Here is a 9,987-nt window from a genome sequence, read left to right as displayed (position 1 = left end):
CCGGGGGGTCGGGCGCAGCTGCGGCGGGATCTCGATGGTGCGGCGGCGGCGCGGCGCCGCGGAGGCCGCCGCCTTCGCCTCGGCGGCGAGCGCGGCGGCGTCCTTCTCCTCCGACATCCCGATGGGGCCGCGCGGGTCGCCGTGCAGGAACTGCGCGACGGCCGGCTCCTGGCTGGTGAGCAGCGCCTCGCGGGGGCCGAACGCGATCAGGTCGCGGCGGTAGAGCATCCCGATGTTGTCGGGGACGGTCGCGGCGATCTCGATGTTGTGCGTGACGATCAGCATCGTCGCGTCGATCCGCGCGTTGACGTCGATGAGCAGCTGGGACAGGTAGGCCGTGCGGACGGGGTCCAGGCCGGAGTCGGGCTCGTCGCACAGGATGACCTCGGGGTCCAGCACCAGCGCGCGGGCGAGCCCGGCCCGCTTGCGCATGCCGCCGGAGATCTGGCCGGGCAGCTTGCGCTCCTCGCCGGCCAGCCCGACCATCTCCATGCGCTCGAGGACGATGCGCCGGATCTCGGACTCCTTCTTGCGGGTGTGCTCCCGCAGCGGGAACGCGATGTTGTCGAAGAGCGACAGCGAGCCGAACAGCGCGCCGTCCTGGAACATCAGGCCGAAGCGCCTGCGTGCCTCGTAGACCTTGCGATCCGGGTCGTTGACCATGTCGACGCCGTCGACGAGCACCCGTCCCTGCTCGGGCTTGAGGAGCCCGATCAACGACTTGAGGAACACCGTCTTGCCGGTCCCCGAAGGACCGAGCAGCACGCTCACCTCGCCCTCGGGCAGCGTGAGCGTGACGTCGCGCCAAATGGTCTGCGGTCCGAACGCTTTCGTCAGACCTTCGACCACGACTTTAATTCCCAACGACCATCACCACCCTGTCCGGCCGGGTCAAGCGAGGACGTTACGGGCCAGTAGACCTGGAATTCAATAGCGACCGGCAGGATTCCCTGGGCATTCTCGGCAATGGTCTTGAAAATTGTCACCGGCTTAGTATTCGATCTTCGCCGATCCGTCGCCGGTGACTACTTGGCGGTAACATGGCGTCCGGCGGCGGGACGCGGGCCCGCGCGCCGCGGAGGGGATTGTCAACGGGACAGCATCCGGACCGCGGTTTTGTCACATCTCGCGCAAAGAAGCAGCTCTGCGGCGCCGATCCAGGCCGGAAGCCTTGTCAGCGGTCACTGACGACTTTATGTTCGCTAGTGTTCCTCGATCCCGCCCCACGGGTGTCCGCCACCGCTCGGCACACCCCGCCGGCGCCGCCGTTCCGCTGCGGAGCGGGCAGCACGGCGCCGGTGTCCAGCAGGCCCGATGCGGAGGTTTCCCATACCCATGTCGCAGGCATTGGAATTGTCTGAAACGAGCAGAACCATCTTCGCCGATTTCATCCGCCTGCTGCGTTCGGAGCTGCCCGACGTCACTCAGGAGGTCGTTACCGAGATCCGGAAGTCGATCCCGGAGTACAATCGCTCGGCCGATTCCGCCTATGACCAGATTCTGCGGATCAGCACCGAGTTACTCCTCGCCGGATTCCTGGACACCTTCACCGAGCCCGGCGCGCAGCTCACGCAGCGCGACGAGACCTGCCGCGCGGTCGGGCAGTTCGAGGCCATCGAGGGGCGCAACCTGGACCACATCCAGGCCGCGACCCGGATCGCCTTCCACATCGCCTGGCGCCGCACCGTCGTCATCGCCGAGCGCGAGGAGATCCCCACGTCGATCGTCTCCAGCACGGTCGACGCGATGCTCGTCTACCTGGAGGAGGCCGTCGCCCAGATCCGGCTCGGCCACCAGCAGGCCACCGGGCACGCCGACGTGCGCCGCCGCGAGGACCGGCGGCGGCTCCTGCACCTGATCCTCCAGCAGCCGGCGGTCGTGCCCGAAGCGATCGAGGACCTCGCCAGGGCGACCTGCTGGTGGCCGCTCCCGGAGGAGGCCACGCTCATCGCCGTCCACCCCGAGGCGCCCTGCACCCGCGCCGCGCTGGACGCCGACGTCCTGGTGGACCTCGACTCCGCCGAACCGGCCCTGCTCGTCCCCGGGCCGCTGACCGAGGCCCGCCACGGCATGCTGCACGCGGCCCTGTCCGACGCGACCTGCGTCGTCGGCCTCACCGTCCCGCTGGAGCGGGCCACCCACTCGCTGCGCTGGGCGCGGCGCGTCCTCGCCCTGGCCGAGGAGGGCGTCATCAAGGACGGCTCCCTCATCCCCTGCCAGGACCACCTGATGACCATGTGGCTGCTGTCGGACCCGCCGCTCGTGGAGGAGCTCACCCGCCGGCACCTGGAGCCGCTGCGCGAGATGTCCGACGGGCAGCGCCGGCGGCTGGTCGAGACGCTCGCCGAGGCCGTCACCACGCGCTCGACGGCCGTCGACATCGGCGAGCGGCTCAAGATCCACCCGCAGACCGTGCGGTACCGGCTCCGGCAGCTGGAGAGCTACATGGGCGACAGCCTGGACGACGCCGACACCCGGTTCTCGCTCGACGCCACCCTGCGCGCCGTCCGGCTGCGCAACCGCCGCAACCCCGGCCGCGGCACCGACCCCCGCGGCTGACCCCGCCCGGCTCTGCCGGCTCAGTCCTCTATGTCAGCTCAGTCCTCTATGTCAGCGACGAGGACGTCCATGTAGCGGGCGGCGGCCCGTCCCACCGCGGGGAGCTCCCGCGCCTCGTCCGCGGCGAGCACGCGCGGGCGGGCGATCCGCCGGACCCGCCCGAGCCGCTCCACCCCGCCGCGCCCCTCGGCGAGCAGGTTGCGGACCCAGTCGGTGTCCGCCCCGTACGGCAGCCCGATGACGAGGGTCCGGCCGCTCCGGAACGCGGTGACCGGCGTCCGGTACTCGCGCCCCGACCGCCGCCCCTTGTGCACGACCACGGCGAGCGGCGGCACGTAAGGCGCGTAGACCCCCTGGATCCGGTTGGTGAAGACCTTGTTGACCTTGCGTAGCCCCCTGGGCATGAGCGCTTTCGCCATACCTCTTCCCTAACACGCCGCCGCGGCCGATGCGGTCGACGGGTGGGTCAACGGGTGATGGTGTACTCCTCGGGCTTGGCCTTGCGGGAGCCGGCCCAGTACTCGAAGGTGTGGCCCGGCCAGAGTGTGCGGTTCACTCCCTGGTCGTCCAGGTACCAGCTGTTGCAGCCGCCCTCGTTCCAGACCGCGCGGCGCAGGCGCTTCTGCATCCGGTCGTTGAAGCGGCGGGTCGCGCCCGGCTTCGGCTCGATCGCGTCGCCGCGGTGCTCCTGCAGCAGCCGCAGGCAGCTCAGGACGTGCTGGATCTGCACCTCGATCATGAAGACGACCGAGTTGTGGCCGAGCCCGGTGTTCGGGCCGAGCAGCATGAAGAAGTTCGGCATGCCCGGGACGGTGGTGCCGCGGTGCGCTTCGATCCCGTTCGCCCAGATCTCCTGCAGCTTGACGCCGTCGCGCCCGGTGACGCGCAGGTCGGCGAGGGCGTCGGTCACCTTGAAGCCGGTGCCGTAGACGATGCAGTCGACCTCGTACTCGCGGCCGTCCGCGGTGACGACGGAGTTCTCGGTGACCTCCGCGATCTCGGACGTCTCCAGCTCCACGTTGGGGCGGGCGAGCGCGGGATAGTAGTCGTTGGACAGCAGGATCCGCTTGCACCCGATCGTGTAGTCCGGCGTCACCTTGGCGCGCAGCCCGGGGTCGGAGATCTGCCGGGCGATGTGCCGGCGGGCCAGGAACTCCTGCGGGCCGGACAGCCGCGGGTCGATCGTGAAGCCGACGGCGCGGGCTTCCAGCGTCCAGTAGATCCCGTTGCGGAAGGCGCGGGCGGCCCCCGGGACCTTGGTGAAGACCGAACGCACCGGCGCGGGGATGGAAACGTCCGGCTTGGGCTGGATCCACGGCGCCGTCCGCTGGAACACGACGAGCTCGGCGGCCTTCTTCGCGATCCGCGGGACGAACTGGATGGCGGACGCGCCCGTCCCGACGACCGCGACGCGCTTGCCCGCGAGGTCGTAGGAGTGGTCCCACTCGGCGGAGTGGAACGCGGTGCCGCGGAACCGCTCCATGCCCGGCAGGTCCGGGTAGGACGGTACGTGCAGGGCGCCGATGCCGGACACGATGGCCTTCGGCGTCAGCGTCGACCCGTCCGCGAGCGTGACGTTCCAGCGCCGCGCCTCGTCGTCGTACTCCATCGCGTCGACGGCCGCGCCGAAGCGGATGTGCTCGCGCACGCGGTACTTGTCGGCGGTGCGCTCCATGTAGGAGCGGATCTCGGGCTGCGGCGCGAACATGCGCGTCCAGCCGGGGTTGAGCTCGAACGAGAAGGAGTACATGTGCGAGGGGACGTCGCAGGCGCAGCCCGGGTAGGTGTTGTCGTGCCACGTCCCGCCGAGCGCCTCGCTCTTCTCCAGGACGACGAAGTCGTGGAAGCCGCTCTGCTTGAGCCGGATCGCCATGCCGAGACCGGCGAAGCCGGCGCCGATGATGACGATCGCCGGGGCGCGCTCGCTCATAACCCATCCTCTCGCGTAACCTACTTCCGGTAAGTTACCTGGAGTAGGTTACTGACGGTAGGTCCAACAGGAAGGTTCCGCTGTGAGTGACGCCACACCCCGCCCGCCGCGCCGGCGGATGTCGCGCGCCGAGCGCGAGCGGCAGATGCTGGACGTGGCGGAGGAGGTGTTCGGCGAGCGCGGCTACCAGGCCACCTCGATGGACGAGATCGCCGAGCGCTGCGGCGTCTCCAAGCCGATGCTGTACGAGTACTTCGGCTCCAAGGACGGGCTGCTCGTGGCGTGCGTCGGCCGGTCCAAGGCCGAGCTGCTCGACGTCACCCAGAAGGCCATGGCGGGCGCCGCCACCCCGCAGGACATCCTGTGGCGCGGGATGGTCGCGTACTTCGAGTTCATGGACGCGCACAGCAGGTCGTTCGCGATGCTGATGCGCGAGCCGATGGCCGCGTCCGCGGAGACCATCGAGGCCGTCGAGTCGACGCGGCGGCAGCAGAGCACGCTCATCGCGGGCGTGCTGGCGACGTTCGCGCCGTCCGCCCCGGCCGCCGCGATCGACGCCTACACCGAGATCATCATCGGCGGGAGCGAGCGGCTGGCGCAGTGGCGGGCCCGGCGGCCGGAGATGTCGGCGCACGAGGCGGCCCGCCACATGACCGACTTCTGCTGGCACGGCCTCAGCCCCTATGTGGCGGACGCCGGGGCAGGCGGTCCAGCGCCCCGATGAGCAGGTCGAGGCCGAACTCGAAGTCGGCCTCGGCGTCGACGCCGGCGAGCTCCGGCCCGTAGGCGAGCACGTGGGGGAACTCGTCCGGGTCCAGCCGGGACCACGCCTGCGCACCCGTCTCGGCGAGGTGGCCGAGCATCTTGCTCATCCCGACCTCGCGCAGCTGCGCGCCGAGCGCGTAGGCGAGCAGCGCCCGCATGATCCGGACGGCGGTCTCGGCGTCGAACCCGGCCGCGTCGGCCAGCGCCAGGGCGCGCTCGGCCGGCCGCAGCGCGACCGGGGTGTCGATCTTGTGGGTGAGGACGATCGTCATGCAGCGCGGGTTGTCGTGGGCGACCTTCCGGAAGGCCCGCACCAGGGCCCGCGCACGTTCCTGCCATGGCTCGGACGGGTCGTCGTGCAGTTCCAGGCCCGAGACGACGTGCTCGGCGACGCCTTCCAGCAGCGCGCTCTTGTTCGGCACGTGGTTGTAGAGGGACATCACGGCGACGCCCAGCTCGGCCGCCACCCGGCGCATCGACAGCGCGTCCGCGCTCTCCCGCTCGATCAGCGCGACCGCGGCGAGCACGATCCGCTCGCGGGTCAGCACCGGCCGCACGGGGCCGGGGGTCGCGTTCCTCGTCATCGGTTCCGCCTTTCCCCGGGCCGTTGACACCCATAAGTGCGCCATGACACGGTACGTACATTGTACGCAGGACGTACACCGTACGTCTGCGCCTCTCGGGGAGGAGCGCCCATGTCGACCCATGACCTCTACACCGAGCCCGTCGACACGTCCACCTGGAACGTCCCCATGGTCGGCGACGCCCGGTTCACCTGGGAGTACGACGACGGCCGCGACCGCCTGCTCGCCCTCTACCAGAAGGGCAAGGACAAGCAGTGGGACTCCACCAAGCGGATCGACTGGGACCTTGAAGTCGACCCGCACGACCCCCTGGGCGTCCCGGACCAGTCCCTCGCCATCTACGGGACGAAGTACTGGGACCGCCTCTCCGAGAAGGAGCGCGGCGAGCTGCGCCGGCACTCCACGTCCTGGCAGTTCTCCCAGTTCATGCACGGGGAGCAGGGCGCGATGGTCACCGCCGCCCGCATCGTGGAGTCGGTACCCGACCTCGACTCCAAGTTCTACTCCGCCACCCAGACGATGGACGAGGCCCGCCACGTCGAGCTGTTCACGCGCTTCCTGCACGAGAAGGTCGGGATGATCTACCCGATCAACACCAAGCTGCAGGACCTGCTGAACGAGACCCTCACCGACTCCCGCTGGGACATGCCCTACCTGGGGATGCAGGTCCTCATCGAGGGCCTCGCGCTCGCCGCGTTCGGCGTCATCCGCGACATCACCACCAAGCCGCTCCCCAAGCAGCTCCTCGCCTACGTCATGCAGGACGAGGCCCGCCACGTCGCGTTCGGGCGGCTCGCCCTCCGCGACTACTACAAGCAGCTGTCGCCCGCCGAGCTCCGCGAGCGCGAGGACTTCGTCATCGAGGGCTGCTACCTGATGCGCGACCGCATCCGCGGCCGGGAGATCTGGACCAACTTCGGCATCGACCCGAAGGAGGTCGACGAGCTGGTGGAGAACTCCCCGTACATGCGGATGTTCCAGAGCCTCCTGTTCAGCCGCATCGTCCCCTGCGTCAAGGACATCGGCCTGTGGAGCGAGCGCGTCCAGAAGACCTACGACGACATGGGCGTGCTGGACATGTCCAAGGCCGACCTCGACGCCCTGATGAACCAGGACGAGGAGATCGCCGACAAGCTCGACACCGAGCGGTTCGCCGCCGAGGAGGCGGCGCGCAAGGCCGAGGTGGACACCGTGATCGCGGACGCCGCGGCGAGCTGAGTACGGTTGGACCAACGCCGTCCAGGACGCCCGCTCGGAGGTCTCGCATGCCACTCGCCCACTTCGACGGAGCGCTCGCCGTCGTCACCGGAGCCGGCAGTGGAATCGGCCGCGCGACCGCGCTGGCCCTGGCCGGCCGCGGCGCCACCGTCATCGCCGCCGACATCGACCTCCCTTCGGCGGAGCACACCATCACCCTCGCCAAGTCGGTCGGCTCCGGCGGCACCGCCTACCAGGTGGACGTCTCGGACGCGGGCGCGATGGAGATCTTCGCCGCCGAGGTGGAGGAGACCCACCGGGCCCCGGACATCGTCGTCAACAACGCCGGCATCGCGGTCGCCGGCCCGTTCCTCGAAACCGGACTGGACGACTGGGACAGGATCCTCGGCGTCAACCTGTACGGCGTGATCCACGGGTCGCGCCTGTTCGGCAAGCAGATGCACGACCGCGTGCACGGCCTCCCCAACAAGCCCGACAAGCCCAACTTCGGCGGCCACATCGTCAACGTCGCGTCCGCCGCCGCGTTCGCCCCCTGGCGCGCCATGCCCGCCTACTGCACGACGAAGGCCGCCGTGCTGATGCTCAGCGAGTGCCTGCGCGCCGAGCTGGCGGGCAGCCGCATCGGCGTCACCGCCGTCTGCCCCGGCTTCGTCAGCACCGACCTCGTCGACAACGGAACCTACGCCGTGGCCGACGAGTCCGCCCGCACCCGCCTCCAGCAGAGCGCCAAGAAGGCCATCAAGCTCCGCAACTACCCGCCGGAGAAAGTCGCCGAGCGGATCGTCCAAGCCATCATCAAGAACAAGGCCGTGGTCCCCGTCAACTTCGAGGGCCACCTCCTGCACACCCTGTCCAGGGTCTCCCCCTCCGCGGTGCGGCTCATGGCCAGAATCCCCACCTCCCGCGGCTAGCGCCCCGCGTCCGGGCGCGGCCCCTCCCACGACTCACCATCGGTGAGAGGAGACGGATCGATGCCCCCCGACGTGCTGATAGACGGCCGGCCCCGTACGTGGACGGCGGTGATCCGCTGCGACGACGGCGACCACACGCTGGACCTGACCCATCGCGAGGTGGTCGCCGAGCGCCTGCTGCGGACGTCGCGCAGGCATTCGTTCGACCCGGACGTGGACGTGGACTGGGACGCGCCGCAGGACCCGGACGTGTTCTACATGCCGCCGCAGCTCATCTCGATCTACGAGACGCCGCTGTGGGACGGGCTGACGCACCGGCAGCGGGTGGAGCTGTCGAGGCGGGAGATGTGCAGCATCGCCTCCTTCGGCATCTGGTCGGAGATGATGCTGATGCAGGCGCTGCTGATGCACGCCTACCGGCAGCGCTACGACAGCGGCCACGTGGCCTACGCGCTGACGGAGATCGCCGACGAGTGCCGGCACTCGAAGATGTTCGGCCGGATGGTCCGGACGTGCGGGCTGCGCACGCACCGCCCGCGCGCGGCGGAGTTCCACCTGGCGAAGCTGCTCGGGGCCGTGTACGACCCGATGCCGGTGTTCGCGGGGACCCTCGTCGTGGAGGAGTTCACCGACGCGTTCCAGCGGACGACGTTCCCGGACGAGAACGTGCAGCCGCTGGTGCGGCAGGTGACGCGGATCCACGTGATCGAGGAGGCGCGGCACATCAAGTACGCCCGCGAGGAGCTGAAGCGGCTGGTGGCGGTGATGCCCGCGGTGCGGCGGCGGATGGCGGCCGCGGGCCTGGCGCGCGTGATGCGGGTGATGACCGGCCAGCTGGTCCATCCGTCGTGCTATTCGGCGGTGGGCCTGGATCCGCGGCTGGCGCGGCGGGTGGCGGCGGTCAGCCCGCACCGGCGCGCGACGATGGCGTGGGCGTTCCGCCGGTGCACCGCGTTCTTCGACGAGGTCGGGTTCCTGGACGGGCGGGCGCGCGGCATCTGGGCGCGCGGCGGATTACTGGAACCGTAACCGGTTCTAGTCCGGGCCATTCATCCTGACAGCCCGAATCTCGTATTAGAAAATGGTTCGTAAATGCTGCGGGGGTTGGTCCGGGCGGCGGCACACGAAAGGGCCGCGGAGGGGGTCCACTCCGCGGCCCGTCGACGTTGCGGGTCACTGACCTGGAACTATACCCAGGACACTCCTACCGATTGGACGGTCACGTCGTCGACCTCCTCCTCCCAGGTGCCGCGAATACGCCGATCACCCGGCCTCGTTCGGGGAGCATGATCGGCATACCCCTCCCCATTGCCCATCACCTTAGAAGCTCTTGACAGAGAATATGCCATGATCGGCCGATTCAGGTCAGAAATGATTTAGCGCGGCGACGGCCTCGCGGGCGACGGCGGTGGCCCGGTCCAGGCACGCGCGCTCCAGATCCCGCCGCTCGGCCGCACCGGGGGCGTGCTCGCCGTAGCTGACGGTGAGGACCGCGTTGCGGGTGCGGGCCGTGACCTGCCCGATCACCGCCGGGCCCGCCTCGTCGGCCTTGAACCAGCGGTACGCCTCGTCCCCGAGGCCCTGATGGCTGCGGAGGCTGATCGTGCGGACGGGCGGCGCGTCGTGCGCCTGCTCCCACCGCTCGTCGTAGAGGTTCGCGGCGTCCTCCACCGGGGTCGCGGTGTCGTCCGGCGCGTACAGGTGCGCCTCCACGCGGAGCCACCGGGACGGCGAGCCCTCCGCGGAGTACGTGCACGTGGTCAGGGTCGAGTTCCCGCTCTGCCGCGGCCGCGCCTTCGGGACGGTCCGGTCGACGGTCGCCCGCGACACCGTCCCGCACGGCGCCGGCAGGCTCCGCACGAACTCCCGCGGCCGCACCGGTGAATGTTCCGCTCCGGCGGGCATCTGCGCCACGGCCGCGGCGTCGCTGCCGCCACCGCCGCTCTGACTCCGGCCGGGCACCACCAGGAACACGCCCGCTCCGGCCACCGCGAAGGCGGCGAGCACCGCCAGCAGCTTG

10 protein-coding genes are annotated in these 9,987 nt (G+C 70.1%); 5 read left to right on the top strand and 5 right to left on the bottom strand.

From position 1 onward, the window contains the following. Positions 1 to 864 (bottom strand): ABC transporter ATP-binding protein (locus IEZ03_RS12560; RefSeq protein ID WP_229808242.1); only part of this gene is annotated, 864 nt, incomplete at its 3' end. Positions 865 to 1,353: 489 nt separating this feature from the next. On the opposite strand from IEZ03_RS12560, the gene IEZ03_RS12555 reads away from it, so the two are divergent. Next, positions 1,354 to 2,559, top strand: a complete 1,206-nt coding sequence (locus IEZ03_RS12555; RefSeq protein WP_184888044.1) for a PucR family transcriptional regulator — start codon at positions 1,354 to 1,356, stop codon at positions 2,557 to 2,559. A gap of 38 nt (positions 2,560 to 2,597) precedes the next feature. Here the strand turns inward: IEZ03_RS12555 and IEZ03_RS12550 are convergent, their stop codons facing one another. Both IEZ03_RS12550 and IEZ03_RS12545 read right to left on the bottom strand, forming a co-directional pair. After that, positions 2,598 to 2,978, bottom strand: coding sequence for a nitroreductase family deazaflavin-dependent oxidoreductase (locus tag IEZ03_RS12550; protein WP_184888046.1), 381 nt, complete (start codon positions 2,976 to 2,978; stop codon positions 2,598 to 2,600). A gap of 47 nt (positions 2,979 to 3,025) precedes the next feature. Next, positions 3,026 to 4,489 (bottom strand): flavin-containing monooxygenase, encoded by a 1,464-nt coding sequence (locus IEZ03_RS12545; RefSeq protein WP_184888048.1) that lies wholly within the window; start codon positions 4,487 to 4,489, stop codon positions 3,026 to 3,028. 82 nt (positions 4,490 to 4,571) lie between these two features. Between IEZ03_RS12545 and IEZ03_RS12540 the strand changes: the two genes are divergently transcribed. Continuing rightward, positions 4,572 to 5,213, top strand: a complete 642-nt coding sequence (locus tag IEZ03_RS12540; protein WP_229808241.1) for a TetR/AcrR family transcriptional regulator — start codon at positions 4,572 to 4,574, stop codon at positions 5,211 to 5,213. Here the strand turns inward: IEZ03_RS12540 and IEZ03_RS12535 are convergent. After that, positions 5,164 to 5,838 (bottom strand): TetR/AcrR family transcriptional regulator, encoded by a 675-nt coding sequence (locus tag IEZ03_RS12535; RefSeq protein WP_184888051.1) that lies wholly within the window; start codon positions 5,836 to 5,838, stop codon positions 5,164 to 5,166. The genes IEZ03_RS12540 and IEZ03_RS12535 overlap by 50 nt on opposite strands. A 111-nt stretch (positions 5,839 to 5,949) precedes the next feature. On the opposite strand from IEZ03_RS12535, the gene IEZ03_RS12530 reads away from it, so the two are divergent. Genes IEZ03_RS12530 through IEZ03_RS12520 form a run of 3 tightly spaced genes read left to right on the top strand, consistent with a single transcriptional unit; the run spans position 5,950 to position 8,996 of the window. After that, positions 5,950 to 7,056, top strand: coding sequence for a ferritin-like domain-containing protein (locus IEZ03_RS12530; protein ID WP_184888054.1), 1,107 nt, complete (start codon positions 5,950 to 5,952; stop codon positions 7,054 to 7,056). A 47-nt stretch (positions 7,057 to 7,103) separates the two neighbouring features. Continuing rightward, on the top strand, positions 7,104 to 7,967 hold the full coding sequence (locus tag IEZ03_RS12525) for an SDR family NAD(P)-dependent oxidoreductase (protein WP_184888056.1): 864 nt from the start codon (positions 7,104 to 7,106) through the stop codon (positions 7,965 to 7,967). Positions 7,968 to 8,027: 60 nt separating this feature from the next. Further along, positions 8,028 to 8,996: an AurF N-oxygenase family protein gene (locus IEZ03_RS12520; RefSeq protein ID WP_184888058.1), complete on the top strand. Its 969-nt coding sequence runs from the start codon at positions 8,028 to 8,030 to the stop codon at positions 8,994 to 8,996. Between the two features lie 336 nt (positions 8,997 to 9,332). Here the strand turns inward: IEZ03_RS12520 and IEZ03_RS12515 are convergent. After that, the coding region (locus tag IEZ03_RS12515) for a hypothetical protein (RefSeq protein WP_189241188.1) at positions 9,333 to 9,987 on the bottom strand (655 nt) is incomplete at its 5' end.

It is taken from the genome of Actinomadura livida (assembly GCF_014648675.1).
GTDB classification, from domain to species: domain Bacteria; phylum Actinomycetota; class Actinomycetes; order Streptosporangiales; family Streptosporangiaceae; genus Spirillospora; species Spirillospora livida.
The sequence above is the reverse complement of the archived record's forward strand: the minus strand, read 5'-3'. Positions and strand labels throughout refer to the sequence as shown.